The sequence below is a fragment of the Legionella geestiana genome, assembly GCF_004571195.1.
Classification (GTDB): Bacteria; Pseudomonadota; Gammaproteobacteria; order Legionellales; family Legionellaceae; genus Legionella_B; species Legionella_B geestiana.
This window is the reverse complement of the sequence record NZ_CP038271.1, coordinates 1,591,998-1,613,554: the sequence shown is the minus strand read 5'-3', so window position 1 is coordinate 1,613,554 and position 21,557 is coordinate 1,591,998. Positions and strand designations below refer to the sequence as shown.

Below are 21,557 nucleotides of genomic sequence, written 5' to 3'. Positions count from 1 at the left end.
ACGAATTCTCCTTTCCCAATGGAAGGGATAACCTGGCGGCGTCTTCTGAGGTCGCGCGAAAAGTGAGTCACCGTGTCGCCCATGAAAGCCCGATACATACCAAATGCACTGACACTGTTTCGCCTGTGCCTGATTGTGCCCTTCCTGGTGTTTCTGCACCAGGGTGCCTACACGCACGCGCTCTACACGTTTTTGCTGGCAGGGGTGACGGATGCGCTTGATGGCTGGCTTGCGCGCCATTTTGGCTGGCAAACCCTCTTTGGCTCTTTTGCCGATCCGCTCGCGGATAAACTGCTTGTTGCCTCCAGCTTTATTTCACTGGCGCTGCTCGGAACCCTTCCCTGGTGGCTTGTGGCGCTCGTTTTTTTGCGGGATTTAACCATCTCGCTTGGCGTCCTGGGCTGGTATTATTTCATCCGCATTCGTCTGCATTTTGCGCCCACGCGGCTCAGTAAAATTAATACCACCGTACAGCTCATGCTGGTACTTGCCGCCCTGCTTAAACTCTCGGGCCTGCAGTTTTCCGACTCCCTGATGACCACCCTTGTGTTCCTGACCACGCTGACGACCGGCGCCACCTACATAGATTATGTCTGGACATGGGGTCGCAAGGCGTTACGCGCCAAATGCCCTGCACAATGAACCGACAACTGGCACTTGCCCTCCAGCTCAACACCGAAGCCACTCTCGATAATTTTCTCTGGGGCGAAAATGCACTGCTCGAAGCCCCGTTCCACCGCCTTGTGGCTCGTGGCGAAGAGCCCTGCCTCTATGTGTGGGGGCCTGATGGCTGCGGCAAATCGCATCTCCTGCAGGCTGCCTGTAATGCGGCCTCTGGAGAGCGAAGTGCAGTTTACCTGCCGCTTGCTCTTTTGAAACCCTTCGGTCCTGAAACGCTTGAAGGCATGGACTGTCATGATGTGCTTGCAATTGACGATGTGGATGCCATCGCTGGCGACCGTGCTTTTGAAGAGGCGCTCTTTCATCTCTATAACCGTGTGCGCGCAAAAGAAGGAGCCGGCATGCTCTTTGCCGCGCGAAAGCCACTGCGTGCGCAGGGGATACAGCTTGCTGATTTACGCTCGCGCCTCAGTGCAGGCCTCGTAGCCCACCTGCAGCCGCTGAGCGATGAAGATAAAATTCGCTCGCTGCAACGCCACGCTCATTCTCAGGGCTTTATTCTGCCGGAGAGTACTGCGCGCTTTCTTCTGAATCACTGTTCGCGCGACATGCACACCCTGCAACGGGTTTTACGGCAGCTGGATGAAGCTTCACTCGCGGCCAAAAGACGCGTTACTGTACCATTTGTAAAGGCGCAGCTTGGCCTGTGACGGAGGCCATATGCTTGATTGATGCCTGCGGGGAGGGAGATGGACTCTTGAAGAAAGCAACGGGAGAGGCTGCCTGAGAGACGGGAGAGGATGATGAGACAGGTATCGCCGGCGTTTCTTGCTGCTGTGCCTGCAGTTTCTCCAGAAATCTGATGCGCTCTTCTATTTGTTCAGGCGACAACTTATCGTAAAGCAGATGAGTTGTCGCCTGAACAATCAGTGAACCCGTTTGGCTGGAAACGTTTGGCCCGGTATCCTCAGAAGCCGTTTCCAGCAGTGCATGCAATTCACGCAGTTTCTTCTCGGGAGTCTCGCATATTTTTTCCACTTTTTCGCTGTCAAATCCACACATCCGGGCAACGCCTTTCTCCGCTTCCTCACGGCGAAACCCAAGATAAATCGCCACCGCAAGCAACCCAAAAAACATGCCGATGCCAATCAATGCCCCCAGGGGAGGGGCCGCCATCGCGAGACTAATCAGTGACATCCCCATGGCAAAACCGGCAGCAAACATGGTTGTGGAGGCAACAACGGTTACCAGTATTTTGGCCCTCTTGATAAGGGGGCTCTGCTGGCCATTCAGATACGTCTCGCGCACCAGTCTCATGCTCTCGTAGCGCTCTAAGAGCATCGCTGCGAGCCGATCTCTGTATTCGCGGTCCCGAGAATCCCTGGGGTTCAATAATTTGCGGTCAGGAAACCCAAGGTGGTTACGGATGATATCTATCTGGCGCGTCTGTTCAACATAGGCATCAATCCAGTGTGTCACCCGCCCAAAACGAACCTTAAGCGCGTTTGCAATGTCATAAAAATCCATGGCGCAGAAGGCCACCGCCATACCGATACCGAGTACCAGCGCGCCAGCCAGAAGTCCACCGGAAAAACCGGCTGACATTCCGAGGCCACCGGCGATATCCATGATAATTTCAGCGCCCTCGGCAACCGCGAGGACTATACCGGCGAGTGCCACGAGTCCAAGCTTCAACCACCGCAGCCACTGCGGTGAGGGCGTTTCAGTTTCTTCGCTGACCCCAAAATTCATGTAGGGACGCACATCTTGCGCGATGGCGCCAAGCAATGCGGCACGCAGCTGCTCAAGACGCAGACGAGTCTCTTCCTCTTCGATGACCCCGGAGTACTCCAGCATCGACAGTACCGCCTCACGCGTGGGCTCAGGCGATTCTGGTGTATGCCAGGCATCCCATAGCGCGCGTGTTTCCTCTGTCAGTGTAAATGCTTCTCTCATGCGAGACCCTTTTTTACAAAACCTGAAAATCAGGTTTCGTCATGAGAGCATCATACCCTGGAGAGCTTAAGACAAGCTTATGTATTAAGGTCTTTTGACATATATGCCTGTGTGCTGGACATTATCATCGCATCAACGCCAGATAGATGCACCTTTGTAAGTGTCTTTAAAAGATCGCCCAGTACACAGGGGTTTTTTTCGTTGTCTTCCCGGAGCTCATGCTGGAGTTAGCCCCGTGCCGGCACATGGATGGGTTCCCTGCCTGCGCGGGAATGACAGGATTCGGGGTGTGTGCGGAGGCCAAAATCTCCCCCACACTGTCTTCCCCGCGCAGGCGGGGACCCATTCGGGATGTGGCACGGAGCCAACGCATGGAACAGATTCAGCCTGGTCACGGTACAAAAATACATGTGAATCCCCCGGCGCGGAAAAAATGTCCCGTACACAGCATATATGCTCCGTGCTGGACAATTTTTTAAGATGCAAAAGAATCGCACCAAGGTGTATCTATCCCGCCTTGATGCGAAGATTTCGGTAACGCACACGGGCAAGCAGACGTTCACGTGATTGTCGCGCGAGCGCAGTTGTTTGATTTTTTCAGTGCGTTTGCAGCTTTGAGTAGAATTAGCAGCTGCATTATCTTGAGGGCGTTTTGACCATTGGCCGTTGTTTTTCGTTTAAACGGAGCGCGTGAGCGCGTACCTTCACGTGAACGTCTGCGTGCCCGTTTGCGTTACCGATACATCATGCGTTTTTTGTCCAGTACAGAGCATATATGGACCCTAAACAGATTTATACATTTCTGCTGTAACGGCTCAGCGCGGGTGCCACGCCCCAGAGCAGCAGCGCGATGGCGAGAGTTACAAGGCCAATTTCAGCAAAGACCGTGGTATACACGTTCAGGCTGTCGACGCCGGGACTCAGCGATTGCGGCAGTGCCGTAAGTGATGCCACCGAGGCTCCGATAAAGCCTGAGACTGCCTGGGAGAGAAACCACATCCCCATGACAAAGCCTGTTATTTTTGCCGGCACCAGTTCTGCCACCATGGCAACCCCGAGAGCGGATACCAGCAGTTCGCCAAGGCACTGGAAAAAATAGCTCGCCACCAGCCACCACGATGACACGAAGCCCGCCTCATCATGGAAATAGCGGGCGAAATAGAGCAGCAGAAAACTCGTGCCACAAAGTGTCATGCCGAGCGCAAACTTATACGGCGTATCAAAATGCACACCGCGATGATAGAGACGGGCATACCCATGCGCAAGCACCGGACTCATGAGGATAATCCAGAGGGGATTGAGGCCCTGAAAGCTTTGTGGGTCAATGGATATCCCAAAAAGCACAGGCACTACGTTGTTAACCGCAAAAAGATTCAGCGAAGTCGGCATTTGTTGATAAAGGACAAAAAAGACCTGCGCCTCAAGCATCAACACCAGTGCCACCAGCATTTTTCGCCGTGAAGCCGCATCTTCTTGCCGCATGAAATGTGCATACATCACCAGCACAACGGCCGCCGCCACCCAGGCGAGATTGCGAGCAACCAGTATATGCTGCAGGAGCCAGGCGCTTAGAAAGGTAATAATCACCACACCGGTAACCACCATCATCCATATGCGCCACGATACCGGTTTTCTGTCAAGCGGGATATCAAGATGGGCGACACTCTGGCGTCTCGCAAAATAATTGGCAATCCCAAGTAACAGGCCGACAAAGCTCGCGAAATAGACGTAAAAATACCCCATGCCGGTCGCAATTGCCGGACCTGCAAGCAATGCGAACGTGGATGCGATGTTGACGGACATGTAGTAGAGGGTGAAACCACCGTGCAGGCGCGGGTCGTTTTTTTCGTAGCATTTGGCGAGCAGGTTAGAGGGATTTGCCTTAAAAAGGCCATTCCCGACACATACAAGCCCGAGCGCGTAGAATACGGTGTGCTCAGACGCCAGAGACAGGGCGAGATACCCCCCGGCAAGGGTGACAAGTCCAAACACCATGGTGCGGCGCGTACCCAGAATGCTGTCGCCAAGATAGCCGCCCGCGGCCACCAGCCCATAAACAAGGGCGGTGAAGGCGCCAAAGGTAAAATAGGCATCCTTGTCATCAAATCCGAGTTTGCGGATGAAATAAAGTGTTAATACCCCCTGCATCGCATAAAAGCCAAAGCGCTCCCACATCTCCACCATAAAAATCATGTAAAAAGCCGGTGGTTGCTGGCGAAAAAGTGCCCTCATGGCGCCTCGCGGTCAGGTTTGGCATCCGACCACATTAGCGTTTTTTGAGGAGGGTTTCAATGGTGTTCCGTCAATCCCGCTTCGAGTGATGCGGCTGGTAATTCGAGGGCTTGAAGCGGTTTAAGCACCGGCCGTGGTGGTAAAGGATGCTCTATCAGCATCCTGAGCAGCGTGTCCCGCGCGTTTTCACTGAGAAGCCCCGGCTTACTGCGCACGTGTGTAACAAACGCCTGCGCAAGTTCAGGCGTAAAGCCAATGCAGTCATGACGTAGAAAATTCAAAATATCTTCGGTACTCGCAGGATACTCCTCATGGGAGATGATGGTGCACATGCGCTCAAAAAACTCTACGCGTCCTGCACTATCCAGCCAATCGATCTTCGTATCCTGCAATTCCAGCAGCTCATGGGCGTGCGCGAGCCCGCGTATGGCATCTTTACGACTGGCTGCCAGTTGCTGCGCCATGAGCTCCGTAGAGTCATGCTCCAGTACAAACTCCGGACCATGAGACGGTTGCGGGGCGACTTCTGCTGTGTCTTCGACTTGCGCTGCCTGCAAAGTTGAGTCTTGCGTATTCACCGTATCTTTTCGGCTGGCAAAACCCTCAATAATGCGCCAGAGGGTGTAAACCGCACCAATTGCCGCCGCAGTTGCGAGGACAAAAACACCCGGCAGACCGAGGCCTGCCAGCAGCCCAAATCCTATGACCGCAACCAGCGAGAGCGCAAGACCGACGCCCTTGTCGGTTGCTACTTTTAAATCCAGGCTCTCATGGGTTTGTTTCGCCTGAACCTTTGCATCCAGGGTTATCTGCAGACGATTTTCCAGCACATCGATTTCTTCTTCAAGCTGTGCAAGTAGCGCCTCATCAACGGCAACATCTTCAGCAAGCGTTTTCAGCCAGTTTTCAGCAGCTGCTCTTTTTGCCTCAAGTGCGGCCAAAAGCGCCTCTTCCTCTTCTTTGGCGGCATAGAAAGTCGCACGCGACTCGGTTTGTGCCTTAAAGAAATTACGCAATGATAATGCTGAAACTACAAATCCCATTGAAATAACGGTACCGATAATAATCAGTGCAGATGGTGGGAAAAGAATAGATGTCAATGTCAGCCCCAATATCAGCGCGGCATAGCCAAATTTGGCCATTTTAGAGAGCGTAAGTTTAGGGCGCTCGCCAAATACGGCCCATGAAGTCAGCCAGGCAGCCGGAAGCGTGAGAAAGTCCACAAAGCTCATGGCGAAATGAACCCAGTGCGATGCTTTTGCACCCACTTTCACGGCTTTGCTGAGTTTATTCTGTAATTCAAATCCCCCGGCAACGGCACCAGTCATCCCACTGACGCCGCCGATGAATCCGACAAGCCCAGGGATGAGTTTACGCAATACCCGCTTGAATACCGGGTCCGGTAAAGGACGTCCATGCATGACCACAGGCTTAGAGAGGTGCGCAAGACGCTCCTGTGGCGTTCTCAGCGGCTCAAGCATCTCCACTGGCGCCAGTCCTTCATCTTTTTCCGGTTTGTCTGCACTGAGTGGCATCGGCATGATTATCATTTCCTCTTAAAAGCCATAAATCCTGTAAGGTTACTCAAACTATAGCGCATGTGAGCTTAAGGAATACTGAAGTCTCGTAGAGATACTTGCCGAAAGGACACGCGGTCTACTATAGTGGTGAAACTACGCAGGAAAATATGGATTTCATGGCTAAAAAAGCACTGTATCTCGCGGGCGGCGGTGCCCGCGGCGCTTATCAGGCGGGAGTACTGAAAGGGATTGCGGAAATTCTCAAAACGCCTGCACTGCCTTTTGACACCATCAGCGGGGTGAGCGTTGGCAGTATCAACGCGTCAGTGCTTGCGGAATACGCCGATGATTTTCCAACCGCCATCGATAAGCTTGAGACGCTCTGGCGAGAAATCCACTGCCATAAAGTCTTCAATGCCAGCAATTTTGAACTGGGCAAATCGGTCGTGCGCAACGTTGCCATGTGGCCAGGGCGTTCAGGCCAGGCAGGTTTCCTGCTGGATACGGAACCCCTGCACCAGTTTGTCGATGATAACATCCAGTTTTCACGGATTGATACCAACATCGCCAGTAACCATCTCGAGGCGCTCGAAATTATCACCACCTGCTATGAGCTTCAGAAAACCATTTCTTTTTATCAAAACCGCAACCCGCATTTTGAGGACTGGGATTATCCGCGCCATGCCAGCCGCCGCGCCAATATCTGTGGCGATCATATTCTGGCATCGACAGCCCTGCCGCTCTTTTTTCCCACGATTAAAATTGGCAATCTGCACTATGGTGATGGTGGTCTCAGCCTGGTTTCGCCCCTGAGAGGCCCTATCCGCTTTGAAGTGAACAAGGTACTTGTTATCGGTACCCGCCAGCCCCCCGGCAGCCAGCACATTGACGTCGAGCACCTCGGTGAAATTGCCTTTGCCCAGGTGCTGGGCCATATGTTAAACGGTATTTTTATCGACAACCTGGACCGTGATATTGAAATGGTCAATCGCATGAATGATATCGCGCGTTTGCTCTCGCTCTGGAAAAAGCGCCATTCTCCATGGCGTCCCATCGAAACCCTCTACCTGCGGCCCAGTGTGAGCATGGCAGGCATTGCCCAGGCTCAGTACCATACCATGCCGGCACTGCTGCGCATGCTTTTGAATGTGATGGGGGCTAAAAGTCAGTCGGGCGATCTCTTAAGTTTCCTGCTGTTTGAGGGCGCTTTTACATCCGAACTCTTAACACTTGGCTACCAGGACACTCTGCGTTCATCCAGTGAGATTGAGCAGTTTTTTGCGTAACAGGCGCCGGACTTAGGACGCCGGCACATCTGTCGGAGCATTTCCCTTTCGTGCCTGACGCTTCTCGTGCCAGGTTTGCAGCAGCACATAAAATGCCGGCACAAACACCACCGCAAGACACGTAGATGCCAGCATGCCGCTGCTCACGGCAATGCCGATAGAGCGGCGGGCATTGGCACCCGCGCCCGTTGCAAAAACGAGCGGCATGACACCAAGTATAAAGGCGAATGAGGTCATGAGAATGGGGCGAAAACGAATTTTAGCGCCCAGCACTGCCGCCTCAAGAATCGACTTGCCATGCAATTCACGCTCTTCCCGTGCCACTTCCACAATCAAAATGGCGTTTTTGGCGGCGAGCGCTATCAGGAGCAGAATACCAATCTGCGTGTACATGTTATTGGCAAGCCCCAGCGCTTTCAGGGCGAATACGGTTCCAAGGAGTGCCAGCGGTACGCTCAGAAGAATCGATGCCGGTATTACCCAGTTTTCATACTGTCCGGCAAGAATCAGATACACAAGCAGCAGCGACAGGCCGAAGATATAATAGCTCATGTTGCCGGCGAGTTTTTCCTGATACGAGGTACTCGTCCATTCATAGCCCATGCCGGCCGGGAGTACGGCCTTTGCGAGTTTTTCCATCGCTTCCATGGCTTCTCCAGAACTGTAACCCGTGGCCGCCATGCCGAAAATATTACTGGATGGATAGAGATTATAGAGCGGAATTATCGCAGGCCCCGTTGCCGGATAGACATCCGTCAGCGTGCCAAGCGGTACCATTCGACCTGACTGGTTGCGCACGTAAAAATTACGCATGTCTTCAATGGTCATGCGCTCCGGCGCGTCAGCCTGCACATACACCTGAAAAACCTGGCCAAATTTTGAGAACAGGTTGACGTACGATGATCCGAGATAGGTTTGCAGCGTTCCTGTCGCATCTCCTACCGGCACCCCAAGCGACTCTGCCTTAACGCGGTTGATGGGCGCTGATACCTGAGGAACGTTTGCCCTGAACGAGGTCATGACGCGCTGAAGCTCCGGCATCTCTGCAGAATAGCGCACCATGGCATCGGTGGCCGTCTGCAGTTTACGATAATCAAAGCTGCCGTCTTTAAGCTCCAGCTGCATCTGAAAACCGCCAGAGGTTCCCAGCCCCTGGATGGCGGGCGGAACCAGCACGAGCACTTTCGCGCCCTGCGTTTTTGCCGCAATGGCATTCATTTTTTGATAAAGCGGGAGCAGTCCTTCCTCTGGCCCCCGCTCGCTCCAGTCCTTGAACATGATATACAATGCACCGGCATTACCCAGGTTGGCGCTGTTATCAAGAAGTGAAATACCATCAATGGAAATCACGTTGGCGATGCCGTCAACCTTTAATACCTGCTCACTTAAATCCTGCATCAGGGCTTCAGTGCGCTGCAGGGTGGCACCGTCTGGAAGCTGAACCGCCATCATCAGGTAGCCCTGATCTTCAACCGGTATGAAGCCCGTGGGAATACGGCTTAAACCAAAAATCGCGATGGCAATTAAAATCAAACCCAGTCCACACACGGCCCGGCTTTTATGGACAAGCCCATCGATAAAACGGGCATACCGATTTTCGAGAGGATAAAAGATTTTATCAAAGGTGCGATAAATGATGTTTTTATGCTGCGGCGTCGTTGGAATCGGGCGCAGCCATAACGCACACTGTGTAGGTTTGAGGGTCATCGCGTTGATGGCACTGATAAGCGCTGTTGCAGCAATAACCAGTGCAAACTGGGCATACATGGCCCCGGTCAAACCCGGCATGAAGCCTGCCGGTACGAAGACCGACATCAGGACGAGAGTAATACCGATAATGGGCCCCATCAGTTCGCGCATCGCCTCAATCGCAGAGTTTTTGGGCGAACTGCCGCGCTCGATGTGCTGTGTCACTCCTTCCACGATTACGATGGCATCGTCCACTACAATCCCAATGGCCAGCACCAGTGCAAAGAGGGTCAGCAGGTTGATGGAGTATCCAAGGGCGAGCATGGCAAAAAACGCGCCGATAATGGTCACGGGAACGGTCGTGGTTGGCACGAGTGTGGCGCGGGCGTTTTGTAAAAAAAGCAGGATAACAAGCAGCACCAGAATACCGGCCTCATAGAGGGTTTTATACACTTCTTCAACTGAGGCGCGTACAAAAATGGTGGTATCAAAGGGAATGGAGTACGTCATGCCTGGCGGGAACGCTTTCGCCATTTTCGCAACCGTTGCCCGCACCGAATCGGCGACATCGAGCGCGTTGGCACCTGGGAGCTGGTAAATACCGATTGCGGCGGTTGGCTGATTGTTAAGCTTTGCCAGCATGCTGTAGCTCGATGAGCCAAGCTCAACCCGTCCGACATCACGAATGCGCACAATCTGTGCGCTCGTACTCGAGTTGGCAGTCTGATTCGGCTCTGTCGCAACGGATTTCACGATGATATTGGCGAATTCATCCGCATCAGCGAGCTGGCCTGGCACGTTGACCGTGAGCTGATACGCCTGCGAGCCAGCAACTGGAGGCGAGGCCAGCTGGCCTGAGGAGATGGCCTGATTCTGACGACTGATGGCATTCAGTACATCAGACGGGTTCAGGGAATAGGCGAGCATTTTTTTGGGGTCGAGCCAAATGCGCATGGCATAGGTGCCGGAGCCAAAAATCAGTACGTTACCGACACCTGGCAGGCGCGCGAGCTCATCCTGCATATTGATGGCCGCATAGTTATTAAGGAACAAACCGTCATATTCTCCGTTTTCCGAGGTCAGCGTTATGAACTGCAGAATGGCCGTCGATTTCTGCTGCACCACCACGCCCTGTTTCTGCACGGAATCCGGCAATTGCGCCATCGCCGCCTGCACGCGGTTTTGCACGAGTACCTGCGCAAAGTTCAAATCGGTACCAATCGCGAACGTCACAATCAGGGTGTAGTTGCCGCTGTTCGTACTGGTGGATTGCATGTAGAGCATGTTTTCCACCCCGTTGACCTGCTGTTCAATCGGCAGCGCCACCGTGTTGATAAGGGTTTTGGCATCCGCGCCCGGGTAGGTGGTCGTGACCTGAATGGTGGGCGGCACAATGGCCGGATACTGCGTTATCGGCAGCACCTTGATGGCGACAAGCCCCAGCAGCACAATGAGCATCGCAATCACGTTGGCAAGGATGGGACGCTCGATAAAAAATTTCGAAATCATGGTGCCGTTTTCCCTTCGGGTTTCGCCTTCACGGCCGTTGTCGACGGACTGGGAGCTGGAGGAGATGCATCCTCGGCATTGACCAGATTACCAGGGGTGGCATTCTGCAGGCCATCGACAATGACGCGCTCATTGGCGGCAAGCCCTTTGGTGATGGCACGTACTCCGTCACTGGCACTGCCAACGCTCACGCGTCGCAGCACCACTTTACTGTCTGCATCCACCAGCAAAAGATACGGACCAATCTGATCGGAAAGAATCGCCGTTTCTGGAACGGTGAGCTGCATTTGTGGTTTGCTCACAGGAAGGTGCACCTGCACAAAAAGTCCAGGTACAAAAAGGTAGTCCGCATTAGGGAGAACCGCGCGCAGCTCCATCGTACCGGTCGAGGCATTAAGGCCGGTGTTCACGAAATCCAGATTGGCGTGATGGCGCTTAGTGGAATTTTGCATGGTGATATCAACAACCACCTGTTTGATATCACCGGGCTTAAAGCCTTCGGCAAGTGCAGCATTGCGCAGGCGAATCAAATCAAGTTCGTTCAGATTGAAATACACATAGATGGGGGCAACTTGTTCAAGTGTCGCAAGAACGGTCGCCTGACCATTGCCAACGAGATTGCCAATATCGACCAGATGACGACCAATACGTCCGTAAAACGGCGCGGAAACGTGGGTATAGCCATAGTTGATGGCGGCAATTTCTTCATCGGCGACTGCCTTGTCAATTTCGGCCTTCACCTCTTTGGTGCGCGCCAGCCACTTTTCAACGTTATTGAGCGAGGTGGCGTTTTCCTTGTACATGCGCTGTTGACGGGCATATTCAGAGAGCGCGTAATCATAACCCGCCTTTTGTGCCGCAACGGTCGCCTGTGCAGCCTTGAGCTTTTCCATGTAGGGTTCTGGCTGAATGACAAAAAGCTCACGTCCCTTCTCCACCATGGTGCCATCAGTAAACTCAATCGCTTGCAGATATCCCTCAACCCGAGCGACTAAATCAACGGAATTATAAGCGACTGTTGTACCTGTCTGGGTGACATAATCCACCATTTCTTTAAGCACAGGTTTTTGCACGGTCACCGAGGGTGGGGGCAACACCAGTCCGTTTTGCGGCATGATAAGGCGTTTGCCCGCCCAGAGAAGCAGGAGCAGCGCCAGCGCCATTGCAGTGAATTTGACAGGTTTCGCGTAGTGATTGAAGTCCATTCTGGTTACCATTTTGGCAGATAAAGTTGATTCAACTGTTGCGCCCGGTTCAGCGGCGGCACGTGATTCATAGGTTTCATCAGGCTGCCCCAGTTGGTGCGCGCCTGCATCGCATCACGAATTTCCTTGGGAACGACATCATGTCCTTCGCGGATTTGCCAGCCTCCGCCGAGTGCTCGATAGAGTGCCACCAGCGCCTGCGGAATGTCCCCCTCGGCGTTAACGAGCGAGAGCTGTACGCGCAGCTGCTGCTGCTCGGCATTAAGAACCGGCGTAAAATCGGTTTCTCCTTCACGGTAGCGCACGAGTGCGAGTCGCAGCGCTTTGGTTGCCGATGTATTGGCTGTCGAGAGATAAATCTGCGCTTTTTTAGCTTCCACATACCCCGTGATATTATCCTGTACTTCCTGCTGGGCTTTAAGCACGAGGTTCTGATAATTCAAAAGTGCCTGCTGAAATGCCGCGTCCTGTACGCGAACCGCGTTGGTAATCTGGCCATAATTAAGCAATGGCCAGGTCACTGCGGGCCCCGCGGTGATGGTACGGTTTGACCAGTTAAAAATATCGCCCACCGAATTGCCGTTAATGTTGTTTGAGGCAAACGCAAAGGTGCCAGTGAGTGAAAAAGCGGGATAAAGATTAGCCTTTGTGGCCCCGATGGCGGCTGACTGCGCAATTGCCTCTTCACGCGCCTGATAGATATCCGGCCGTCTTTCAAGGGTTTCTCGCGGGATACCAACGGCTACGGACAATGGAGCCCTGGGAATGCCATGTCCCTTTTTCAAAATGGCATCGGCACCATTTGGAACTGTTCCCAAGAGCAGTGCCAGCGCGTCTTTCTGCCGCTGCAGGTTCACGCGCAGCGTGGGCAGGGTCGCCTCAGTCTGAGCCAGCTCCGTTTTCGCCTGCTCAACATCAACAAGGCTCGTCTGGCCTTCTTTAAAGCGCGAACGTGCGATTTTAAGGCCGATGGCCTGGACCGCGATGTTCGCTTTGGTCACCCGAATCTGCTCTTCAATGGTGCGGATTTTGACATACGTACTTGCAACGTCAGAAGTCAGTGTTATCAATGCGTTATCGTAGGCGGCACTTGAGGCGAGAAACATCGCATTATTGGCTTCAATCGCACGGCGGTATTTACCCCAGAAATCAAGCTCCCAGTTGGCGTTAAAGCCTAAGAGCGCCGTATCAAAGCTTTGCGGGAGGATGTCTTGAAGCGAGCTTCCGCCAAGGCGGTTATAGGTATAGTTGCCAATCATCGCCTGTTGCTGCGGGTAAAGCATGCCGACTGACTGGGCAAGCTGTGCGCGTGCCTGAAGCACCCGTACCCCGGCAATCTGAGTGGGCAGATTGCCACGATAACCGCGCTCAACAAGCTCTGTCAGCACGCGGTCATGAAACACGCCCCACCATTTGCCATCCTTAAACGGCATTTCCTTCACCGAGGCGTTTTTTTCAGGCCAATGCGGCACTACAGGCTTTGACGGCTCGCGATAATTCGGGCCCACCATGCAGCCTGCCAGCAAAACACTACTTAGATAAAGTCCAATACGTGCCATCGCGCCCGGGCATTCCTGAAACGTGCAAGCATTGACTCTATCACCTCACGCGGGTTTTGAGTAGGGCTTCGTGCACGATGGCGGTATCAGGCCGCACACCATGCCAGAGATAAAAAGCCTCGGCTGCCTGTTCAATCAGCATGCCAAGGCCATCGGCGGCGTTCAGTCCACGGGCACGCGCTGCTGCAGTAAACGGCGTATCTGCTTCAAGACTGTAAGCGAGGTCATAGCAGAATGGCGTGCCGGTAAAGCCGAACCAGTCAGGCATTTCAAAAGAGAGGCTCGCCGATGTCGCATTAATGACCACATCCACGGCGGGTCTTTCCCCCGGATGCATCACCGTTATGCCGCCAATATCCTGGACAAGGGCTTCTGCGCGTGCGCGTGTGCGATTGGCAAGAAAAAGCGCCTCTGGATGCTCGTTTTGGAGGACGGGAAGAATGCCGCGTGCGCCCCCGCCGGCGCCAAGCACGAGAATACGCCCGTGAAGCGACACATTAAGGCGCAGAAAATCGCGCAGGAGCCCAATGCCATCGGTATTATCGGCATGGAGCCGCCCTTCCTGCATCCAGAGGGTATTGGCAGAACCGGCATGCGTCGCGCGGGCAGTGGCCACGTCGGCCATGGCAAAAGCACGCTCTTTAAAGGGGAGTGTCACGTTAAGTCCTGTGCCGCCATCGGCAAAAAACCCCCGCACCCGGGCCTCAAAGGCTTGCGGCTCGACATCAATGGCCGTGTAGGTGAGGGGTATGGCGGTTTCAGCGGCAAAAAGCGCGTGAATCCGCGGGGAGAGGCTGTGGCTGACGGGGTGGCCAATAACGGCAAAACGTTGCATGCAGGGGTTCCTGGTTTTATACTGCACAGGATTTTACGTCTGTTGCAGTGAGGAAGTCATGTCTAAGCGGATATTTTTTGTGGCGGGTCTTCTGGCCAGTCTGTTTCTTGGCGCGTGCGCGCGTGACCTTCCAGCCGGTGAGTACGATACATCCGAGGTTGGCAAAATCAAACAGGTCGCCTCCGGCACCATTATTTCTAAGCGTGCGGTAAAATTTCACAGTAAAACTCAAGAACAGAGTACCGCGGCTAATCCGGGCACCGAATTTGTCGATGGCGGCAAAGGCTTTGTCTATGTGGTGAAGCTTAACAGCGGCACCATTGTATCCGTTGCGCAGGCAGAAGATTTAAAACTGAAAGTCGGCCAGCGCGTACTCGTCGTTTATGGTCGCCATACGCGCATTCTGCCGGATAACAGTCGGGTAGATTAGCGTGCCAATCGCGGACGCACTACGATGTGATTGTCAACGCGGCTGACACCCGGCGTGTTCTGGGCGATGGCCGCGGCAATATCAGCCTGGCGGATTTTTTGCACATATCCACGCAGCGTGACCACGCCGTTGTCAGCCGTCACTTCGAGTGGCATGCCCGCCAGCTCCGGGTTGCGGGCGATGGAGGTGCGCACGGAATCCGTGACAGAGCTGTCCCCGGGCGGCGTCCACAGAAAGTCGTTATGACCCGTGGTGTGGCACCCGGATAACAGGGCGATGGAAAAGGCAAGTTGCGCAAGCCATGCATTCTTCATGAAAAGATCCTCCAGCAGTTTGCTCAGGAGAATGCATTATTTGTTCCAGGTTTTTTCTGCCGCCAGCGTCTTATGTATGACCTCGCCTAAATCCCGTGAAAGCGGCTGTCTGGCAAGCTCTTCCACCACCTGGCGCATGCGTGCATGACTCTCGGCGTCAAGCTGCGCACTTCGGGTCAGCGGTGTGGCAAGGCGGGCGGCGACCTGCGGGTTAATGGCATCCACTTTTAACAACTGCTCCGCAAGAAACGCATAACCACTGCCGTCTTTTGCGTGAAAATGGCGGATATTTGCCTGGCAGAATGCGCCAATGACCGCGCGCACTTTATTCGGATTGGTCCATGAAAACGCCGGATGCAAAAGCAGTTCGCGTACACGTTTGGGCGCATCCACACACTCTGATGCTGCCTGAATGCTGAACCATTTATCAACGACGAGACTGTTATGCGACCACTGCTGCCAGAACGCATTGATAACAGGCTCGCGCACATGCGCAGACCGCGAATTGGCGAGCAGCGAGAAAGCACCCACCTGGTCAGTCATGGTCTGGCTGCTGGCAAACTGCGACAGGCACAGCATTTCAGCGCCACTGATATCGGCTTTCATCAGATACCAGAGGCATGCGTTACGTAACGCCCGGCGTCGAAACGCCTCATTGTGCATGCCATGGTCTTCCTTTGCCCGCAGCGTTTGATAAAGCTCAAGGAGCTCCCGTTGCAGGGCTTCGCCAAGTGCTGCCCGCCAGGCATCGCGTGCCGCCTCAACGTCAAGCGGTGATGCCCTGCCAACCCGCGCCGCCACTTCTTCAAAGCCTGGCATGGAGAGAATTTCGGCCCGCAGCGCCTCATCAAGGTCATGGCGGGTCAGCACCTCGCGCAGCGCTTCGACGAGATGCACAGAGACCCCGCGACCGCCCGCCATGAGGCGCGCAATGTCATCGAGCATCAGCTGGCGCGCCGCATCCCACTTTGCAAAGCCATCTGTTTCATGGCGAAGGAGCGCCAGATAAGTGGACTCTGGTGTGTCGCGCTCAAGGCGCACAGGTGCTGAAAAGCCACGCAGCAGCGAGAGGGTTGGCTCAGCGGCAAGCCCTTTAAAACTAAAAGACGCCTCAGCCTCCCTGAGCGACAAAACCTGCTCGCTGCCCGGCAAAATATTGCCGCTGGCGTCAAAAAGCGCCATAGAGACAGGAATATGAAAGGGGGCTTTCGGAGAGCCATCCGCCGTTGGAGCGCAGTGCTGGCTCAACGTAAGCGTGAGCGTGCCATCGGCAAAATGCGTATGCGCATTGACAACCGGTGTTCCCGCCTGACTGTACCAGCGCTTTAGCTGCTCAAAATCAACACCGTTGGCATCCGTCATTGCCGCCACAAAATCATCAATGGTCACTGCCTGACCGTCATGGCGCTCGAAATACAAGTCCATGCCGCGGCGAAATCCCTCTGCGCCGAGCAGCGTTTGCTGCATGCGGATGACTTCAGCACCCTTTTCATAAACAGTCGCCGTATAGAAGTTATTGATTTCCTCATAGGATTCCGGGCGCACCGGGTGGCTCATGCTGCCCGCGTCTTCCGGAAACTGAATGTTTCTAAGATTGCGCACATCCTGAATGCGGCAGACATCACGCGAATACTGGTCGCGGGAGAATTCCTGGTCACGAAACACTGTCAAGCCTTCTTTCAGGCTTAATTGAAACCAGTCACGACAGGTCACGCGATTGCCGGTCCAGTTGTGGAAATACTCATGCGCCACCACACTTTCAATCGCGGCAAAATCCGCGTCAGTGGCACTTTTGGGACAGGCAAGAATGTATTTGGTATTAAAGATGTTAAGCCCCTTGTTCTCCATCGCCCCCATGTTAAAGTCACTGACGGCAACAATCATGAAAATATCAAGGTCATATTCACGCCCATAGTGCACTTCATCCCAGCGCATGGCAGCCTTCAAGGACGCGATTGCGTGCGCGGTCAGCCCTTCCTGACCGTGCTCGACATAAAGCCGCAACTCCACATGCCGCCCGCTCATGGTGACAAATTCATCACGCACACAGGCGAGATTTCCGGCAACCATGGCAAAAAGATACGAGGGCTTGGGAAACGGGTCGTGCCATTCTACCCAGTGACGCCCATCTGCGAGTGTGCCCTCGCCGGTGCAGTTCCCGTTTGAAAGCATCTGCGGATAACGTTCAGCATCAGCTGTAATACGGGTCGTGAAGACCGCAAGCACATCCGGGCGGTCGGGGTAGAACGTAATGCGGCGAAAGCCTTCTGCCTCACACTGGGTGCAGAAAATGTCATTTGAGCAGTAAAGCCCCGAAAGCGCGGTATTTTCGCGCGGATTATGGGTGGCGATGGTTTCAAGCGCAAAAGATTGCGGGCAGTTCAGAAGCACCAGTTCACCGTCTTCAAGCCGCCAGTGCGTCTCTGGCAGCTTTTGGCCATCGATTGCCACCGATTCAAGTGTCAGCCCCTCTCCCTGCAGGCGCACCTCACCTTCACAAAGGCGCGTCATCTGCAGGCGGGCGGTGACGCGCGCCAGGTCTTCGTAAAGGTCGACCGTCAGGTGTACCGTATGTACCTTTATACCTGCCGGTTGATAGTCTTTTCGGAAAATAGTGGGTGTCTGCATGCCAGTTGCTCCAGGGCCGCTCACGGCGAAATCGCGTTATCACTGATTATGGCAAGACACCGCTAATACCGCAACGCGAATGCGAAGGCATTGCACGCAGGTAAGGCGGGGCCTGCTGACATCCACACGCCCTAATCAAGAAATGAAAATGGTATTGCCCAGAGATTATCTCCAAATGACAGGCATTTATCTCCACTATAGAGAACGATACCGCTTACCCATTTTTTATCAGCTAATCCCGCCACTTTTCTCAAACCACGGAAATCGTGGTTAAGAACAGTCTGGCTGGCTTTAACCTCAATGCCAATAATCTTGCGTGCATGATTTTCAAGAATAAAATCCACTTCGACCTGGTCTTTGTCACGATAGTAATAAATATTCCATGGCTCATCTTCCAGTGTGCACATTTTCAGTAATTCGCTGTATACCCAGGTTTCCAGCAAAGCTCCAAAAGAAGATTTATCATTTTCAATACTTTTGATAGTAACCCCGTTCAGACAGGACAAAAGACCACTGTCAATAAAATGAATTTTTGGTGTTTTAATTATTCTGCTTAAGGTGTTGTCATGCCATGGCCTTAATCGATGTACTAAAAATAGCGTTTCCAGTAAACCGACATACTTCTGTGCCGTTTTAGTATCCAGGTTTAATTGCGCACCAATGTGAGTAAAATTGGTTAATTTTCCAGATTGTTGAGCCAGTACCTCCAGTAATCGAGGCATTTCCACTAATTTTTCTATTGATGAGATATCTTTTACGTCTCGTTCTACTATTGCTTTGATATACGATTTAGCCCAGGCATTGCGTCTTTCAAAAGTTGGTCTCGCTAACATCTCGGGATATCCGCCAGTGAGCGCTTGTGAAATAACGTCTGATTGCTGTGAACGGGGTGTTTGATTTGGCCAGGAGTGGTCTATGGCATATTTTATAAAGTGATTTTCCCGGCGTTCAATTTCAGCCAGAGAGAGTGGAAAAAGCGTCAATATTTCCATTCGACCAGCCAGGCTATCCCCAATGTGAGGTAATGCGAGTAAATTGGCTGAGCCGGTTAATAAAAAACGCCCCGGTTGCCTGTTTTCATCAACCGAAAGCTTTATCGCACGCAGTAATTCTGGAGCGCGTTGAATTTCATCTATGATTGCTTTATCAATTCGACTGACAAAACCCACAGGATCTTGTTTTACTGCATTAAGGATATTGTCATCATCCAATGTGTAGTAAGGCAGGGACGGCGAGTACTCTTTGACTAACGTTGTTTTTCCTGATTGTCGAGGCCCGTTAATTAAAACTACGGGGGTATCCTGCATGGCAATTTCCATTCGACTTTTAAGCTGCCTTGGAAAGTTAGTGGTGTTCGTATTCAAGAAGGCATCCCGGATTTCGTCCAACATGGATTATAGGCTCGTCCAAAATGGATTATGATTTCGTCTAATATGGAATATATATTCGTCTAAAATGGAATTCAAGTGAATTTTCTTTAACTGATTCAGCCTGCCGGTACGCAGGGTCTGTTGATCTTTGGTGCAGCGACTGAATCCAGTTATCGCGCCTGATGGCAAGAAAACAGGAATTCCGCAAAGCGAATACGAAGGCACAACAGGCAAGAAGGCGACTGCTGGCATTATCATTGCAGGAAAGCAATTATCAAATGCGGCTTTCGCCCTGTGATTTTAACCACGTTTTTCAGGGTAAAAATCGCATTTCAATGCGGGTTGAGTGTATACTCAATACAAGACAGTGTCTCGTGTTTGGCGTGCAAACGCCAGGATGACGGGGCGTAATTTGGGGCAACAGGAAGGACTATCCAAATGAATACGCATGAGTTTCTGTCCAACTACACACGACGCTTTGCCGACAGCGCGGCTGAAGAGATGTCACTGGATGAGTACCTCGAGCTCTGCCGCACCGACCCGTCGGCCTTTGCCAACCCTGCCGAGCGTCTCCTGATGGCCATTGGCGAGCCGGAAATGGTCGACACCCGTCACGACCCGGTACTTTCGCGCCTTTTTTCCAACAAAGTTATCCCGCGCTACCCGGTCTTCTCCGAGTTTTACGGCATGGAAGAACCGATTGAGCAGATTGTGGGCTTTCTAAAGCACGCGTCTCAGGGGCTTGAGGAAACCAAACAGATTCTCTACCTGCTGGGGCCTGTGGGGGGCGGTAAGTCCTCTCTTGCGGAAAAATTAAAAGATTTGATGCAGAAAACGCCTTTTTACGCCATCAAGGGCTCACCGGTCTTTGACTCGCCCCTTTCGCTCTTTGACCCGGAAGAAGATGGCGAGCTGCTCTTTGAGCGCTTTGGCATACCGAAGCGCCACCTGCGTTATGTCATGTCGCCCTGGGCGGTTAAGCGGCTGCAGGAGTTTAACGGTGATATCAGCCAGTTTCGCGTGGTTAAACTGCGCCCCTCCCGTCTGAAACAGATTGCCATTGCCAAAACAGAGCCTGGGGATGAAAACAACCAGGACATTTCCTCACTGGTCGGCAAGGTCGATATCCGAAAGCTTGAAGAATTTTCGCAGGATGATGCGGATGCCTACAGCTACTCCGGCGGCCTTTGCCGCGCGAACCGCGGACTTCTTGAATTCGTGGAAATGTTCAAAGCCCCCATCAAAGTGCTGCACCCGCTCCTGACCGCCACGCAGGAAGGCAATTACAACGCGACAGAAGGCCTTTCCGCCATCCCGTTTGAGGGTATTATTCTTGCGCACTCAAACGAAGCAGAGTGGCAGACGTTTCGTAACAATAAAAACAATGAAGCCTTTATCGACCGTATTAACATCGTCAAAGTGCCCTATTGCCTGCGCGTTTCAGAGGAGCTTAAAATCTATCGCAAGCTCCTTGAGCACAGCTCACTCGCAAGTGCTCCTTGCGCGCCCGGTACCCTTGACATGCTGGCGCAGTTTTCCGTACTGACCCGCCTTAAAGAGCCGCAAAATTCAAGCGTCTACTCAAAAATGCGCGTCTATAACGGCGAGAGTCTTAAAGACACCGACCCGAAGGCCAAATCCTACCAGGAATACCGCGACTTCGCGGGCGTTGACGAGGGCATGAGCGGGATTTCCACGCGCTTTGCCTTTAAGATTCTCTCGAAGGTCTTTAACTTTGATCACAGCGAAATTGCCGCAAACCCCGTACACCTTTTATACGTACTGGAGCGCCAGATTGAGCAGGAGCAGTTTCCTCAGGAAGTGCACGACAAATACCTTGCCTTCGTCAAAGAACATCTGAGTGCGCGCTATGTGGATTTCATCGGCAAGGAAATTCAAACGGCCTATCTTGAATCGTATTCGGAATACGGCCAGAACATTTTTGACCGCTACATCACCTATGCCGACTTCTGGATTCAAGACCAGGATTATCGCGACCCGGATACCGGTGAAATTTTTGACCGCGGCGCACTGAACACGGAACTGGAGAAAATCGAGAAACCGGCCGGCATCTCGAATCCTAAGGATTTTCGTAATGAAGTGGTGAATTTCGTGCTGCGCGCACGCGCCAATAACCATGGCAAAAACCCGGTCTGGAACAGCTATGAAAAACTGAAATCGGTCATTGAGAAAAAGATGTTTACCAATACCGAAGACCTGCTGCCGGTTATTTCTTTTAATGCCAAGGCCTCTGAGGACGACCGCAAAAAACACGAAGAATTTATTTCGCGCATGGTTGAGAAAGGCTATACCCGCAAGCAGGTGCGCCTGCTGTGTGAATGGTATTTGCGGGTTCGAAAGTCTCAGTAGTCTGCAGAATTTCTGTGAGGCCCTTAAACGTTG

At 52.9% G+C, this 21,557-nt stretch carries 16 protein-coding genes; 6 read left to right on the top strand and 10 right to left on the bottom strand.

Features of this window, described 5'->3' with window-relative positions:
- Nucleotides 1-81: 81 nt before the first annotated feature.
- Both E4T54_RS07040 and hda read left to right on the top strand, forming a co-directional pair.
- Nucleotides 82-642: a CDP-alcohol phosphatidyltransferase family protein gene (locus tag E4T54_RS07040; protein ID WP_028387297.1), complete on the top strand. Its 561-nt coding sequence runs from the start codon at nucleotides 82-84 to the stop codon at nucleotides 640-642.
- Nucleotides 639-1,331 carry a DnaA regulatory inactivator Hda gene (gene hda / locus E4T54_RS07035; RefSeq protein ID WP_028387298.1) on the top strand — a complete coding sequence of 231 codons (693 nt, stop codon included), beginning with the start codon at nucleotides 639-641 and terminating at the stop codon, nucleotides 1,329-1,331. Before E4T54_RS07040 ends, hda begins: the two co-directional genes overlap by 4 nt.
- Here hda and E4T54_RS07030 read toward each other — a convergent pair.
- From E4T54_RS07030 to E4T54_RS07020, 3 genes are all read right to left on the bottom strand, one after another.
- Nucleotides 1,294-2,577 (bottom strand): hypothetical protein, encoded by a 1,284-nt coding sequence (locus tag E4T54_RS07030; RefSeq protein ID WP_028387299.1) that lies wholly within the window; start codon nucleotides 2,575-2,577, stop codon nucleotides 1,294-1,296. The genes hda and E4T54_RS07030 overlap by 38 nt on opposite strands.
- Nucleotides 2,578-3,369: 792 nt before the next feature.
- Nucleotides 3,370-4,809 (bottom strand): oligopeptide:H+ symporter, encoded by a 1,440-nt coding sequence (locus E4T54_RS07025; RefSeq protein WP_028387300.1) that lies wholly within the window; start codon nucleotides 4,807-4,809, stop codon nucleotides 3,370-3,372.
- A gap of 56 nt (nucleotides 4,810-4,865) precedes the next feature.
- Nucleotides 4,866-6,350 carry a hypothetical protein gene (locus E4T54_RS07020; RefSeq protein ID WP_028387301.1) on the bottom strand — a complete coding sequence of 495 codons (1,485 nt, stop codon included), beginning with the start codon at nucleotides 6,348-6,350 and terminating at the stop codon, nucleotides 4,866-4,868.
- A 155-nt stretch (nucleotides 6,351-6,505) separates the two neighbouring features.
- On the opposite strand from E4T54_RS07020, the gene E4T54_RS07015 reads away from it, so the two are divergent.
- Nucleotides 6,506-7,615 (top strand): patatin-like phospholipase family protein, encoded by a 1,110-nt coding sequence (locus E4T54_RS07015; RefSeq protein WP_028387302.1) that lies wholly within the window; start codon nucleotides 6,506-6,508, stop codon nucleotides 7,613-7,615.
- A 12-nt stretch (nucleotides 7,616-7,627) separates the two neighbouring features.
- Here E4T54_RS07015 and E4T54_RS07010 read toward each other — a convergent pair whose 3' ends face one another.
- From E4T54_RS07010 to aroE, 4 genes are read right to left on the bottom strand one after another with little or no spacing between them, the layout of a single operon-like run.
- Nucleotides 7,628-10,813, bottom strand: coding sequence for an efflux RND transporter permease subunit (locus tag E4T54_RS07010; RefSeq protein WP_028387303.1), 3,186 nt, complete (start codon nucleotides 10,811-10,813; stop codon nucleotides 7,628-7,630).
- Complete coding sequence (locus E4T54_RS07005) at nucleotides 10,810-12,018, bottom strand: efflux RND transporter periplasmic adaptor subunit (protein WP_238582842.1); 1,209 nt, start codon at nucleotides 12,016-12,018, stop codon at nucleotides 10,810-10,812. The genes E4T54_RS07010 and E4T54_RS07005 overlap by 4 nt, the downstream gene beginning before the upstream one ends.
- 5 nt (nucleotides 12,019-12,023) lie before the next feature.
- Nucleotides 12,024-13,577, bottom strand: coding sequence for an efflux transporter outer membrane subunit (locus tag E4T54_RS07000; protein ID WP_028387305.1), 1,554 nt, complete (start codon nucleotides 13,575-13,577; stop codon nucleotides 12,024-12,026).
- Nucleotides 13,578-13,617: 40 nt separating this feature from the next.
- Nucleotides 13,618-14,412, bottom strand: a complete 795-nt coding sequence (gene aroE / locus E4T54_RS06995; protein ID WP_028387306.1) for a shikimate dehydrogenase — start codon at nucleotides 14,410-14,412, stop codon at nucleotides 13,618-13,620.
- A gap of 58 nt (nucleotides 14,413-14,470) precedes the next feature.
- On the opposite strand from aroE, the gene E4T54_RS06990 reads away from it, so the two are divergent.
- Nucleotides 14,471-14,842 (top strand): hypothetical protein, encoded by a 372-nt coding sequence (locus E4T54_RS06990; RefSeq protein ID WP_028387307.1) that lies wholly within the window; start codon nucleotides 14,471-14,473, stop codon nucleotides 14,840-14,842.
- Here E4T54_RS06990 and E4T54_RS06985 read toward each other — a convergent pair.
- The 3 genes from E4T54_RS06985 to E4T54_RS06975 all read right to left on the bottom strand — a co-directional run bounded on the left by E4T54_RS06985 (nucleotide 14,839) and on the right by E4T54_RS06975 (nucleotide 19,148).
- Complete coding sequence (locus E4T54_RS06985; protein ID WP_051551054.1) at nucleotides 14,839-15,156, bottom strand: BON domain-containing protein; 318 nt, start codon at nucleotides 15,154-15,156, stop codon at nucleotides 14,839-14,841. The two genes, E4T54_RS06990 and E4T54_RS06985, sit on opposite strands and share 4 nt — an antisense overlap.
- Nucleotides 15,157-15,192: 36 nt before the next feature.
- Entirely contained in the window at nucleotides 15,193-17,784 is a 2,592-nt protein-coding gene (gene pepN, locus E4T54_RS06980) for an aminopeptidase N (RefSeq protein WP_028387308.1), read from the bottom strand.
- Between the two features lie 131 nt (nucleotides 17,785-17,915).
- Nucleotides 17,916-19,148 carry an ATP-binding protein gene (locus E4T54_RS06975; RefSeq protein ID WP_028387309.1) on the bottom strand — a complete coding sequence of 411 codons (1,233 nt, stop codon included), beginning with the start codon at nucleotides 19,146-19,148 and terminating at the stop codon, nucleotides 17,916-17,918.
- 157 nt (nucleotides 19,149-19,305) lie between these two features.
- Between E4T54_RS06975 and E4T54_RS12015 the strand changes: the two genes are divergently transcribed.
- Both E4T54_RS12015 and E4T54_RS06970 read left to right on the top strand, forming a co-directional pair.
- Nucleotides 19,306-19,452 (top strand): hypothetical protein, encoded by a 147-nt coding sequence (locus E4T54_RS12015; RefSeq protein ID WP_155832470.1) that lies wholly within the window; start codon nucleotides 19,306-19,308, stop codon nucleotides 19,450-19,452.
- Between the two features lie 140 nt (nucleotides 19,453-19,592).
- Nucleotides 19,593-21,524 carry a PrkA family serine protein kinase gene (locus tag E4T54_RS06970; protein WP_028387311.1) on the top strand — a complete coding sequence of 644 codons (1,932 nt, stop codon included), beginning with the start codon at nucleotides 19,593-19,595 and terminating at the stop codon, nucleotides 21,522-21,524.
- The last annotated feature ends 33 nt before the right edge of the window (nucleotides 21,525-21,557 follow it).

Coding starts and splice junctions, on each gene's coding strand:
- pepN (WP_028387308.1), bottom strand. CDS start 17,784: ATGCAGACACCCACTATTTTCCGAAAAGACTATCAACCGGCAGGTATA.
- E4T54_RS06990 (WP_028387307.1), top strand. CDS start 14,471: ATGTCTAAGCGGATATTTTTTGTGGCGGGTCTTCTGGCCAGTCTGTTT.
- E4T54_RS07030 (WP_028387299.1), bottom strand. CDS start 2,577: ATGAGAGAAGCATTTACACTGACAGAGGAAACACGCGCGCTATGGGAT.
- E4T54_RS07015 (WP_028387302.1), top strand. CDS start 6,506: ATGGCTAAAAAAGCACTGTATCTCGCGGGCGGCGGTGCCCGCGGCGCT.
- E4T54_RS07010 (WP_028387303.1), bottom strand. CDS start 10,813: ATGATTTCGAAATTTTTTATCGAGCGTCCCATCCTTGCCAACGTGATT.
- hda (WP_028387298.1), top strand. CDS start 639: ATGAACCGACAACTGGCACTTGCCCTCCAGCTCAACACCGAAGCCACT.
- E4T54_RS06985 (WP_051551054.1), bottom strand. CDS start 15,156: ATGAAGAATGCATGGCTTGCGCAACTTGCCTTTTCCATCGCCCTGTTA.
- E4T54_RS06970 (WP_028387311.1), top strand. CDS start 19,593: ATGAATACGCATGAGTTTCTGTCCAACTACACACGACGCTTTGCCGAC.
- aroE (WP_028387306.1), bottom strand. CDS start 14,412: ATGCAACGTTTTGCCGTTATTGGCCACCCCGTCAGCCACAGCCTCTCC.
- E4T54_RS07020 (WP_028387301.1), bottom strand. CDS start 6,350: ATGCCGATGCCACTCAGTGCAGACAAACCGGAAAAAGATGAAGGACTG.
- E4T54_RS07000 (WP_028387305.1), bottom strand. CDS start 13,577: ATGGCACGTATTGGACTTTATCTAAGTAGTGTTTTGCTGGCAGGCTGC.
- E4T54_RS07025 (WP_028387300.1), bottom strand. CDS start 4,809: ATGAGGGCACTTTTTCGCCAGCAACCACCGGCTTTTTACATGATTTTT.
- E4T54_RS07040 (WP_028387297.1), top strand. CDS start 82: ATGAAAGCCCGATACATACCAAATGCACTGACACTGTTTCGCCTGTGC.
- E4T54_RS07005 (WP_238582842.1), bottom strand. CDS start 12,018: ATGGACTTCAATCACTACGCGAAACCTGTCAAATTCACTGCAATGGCG.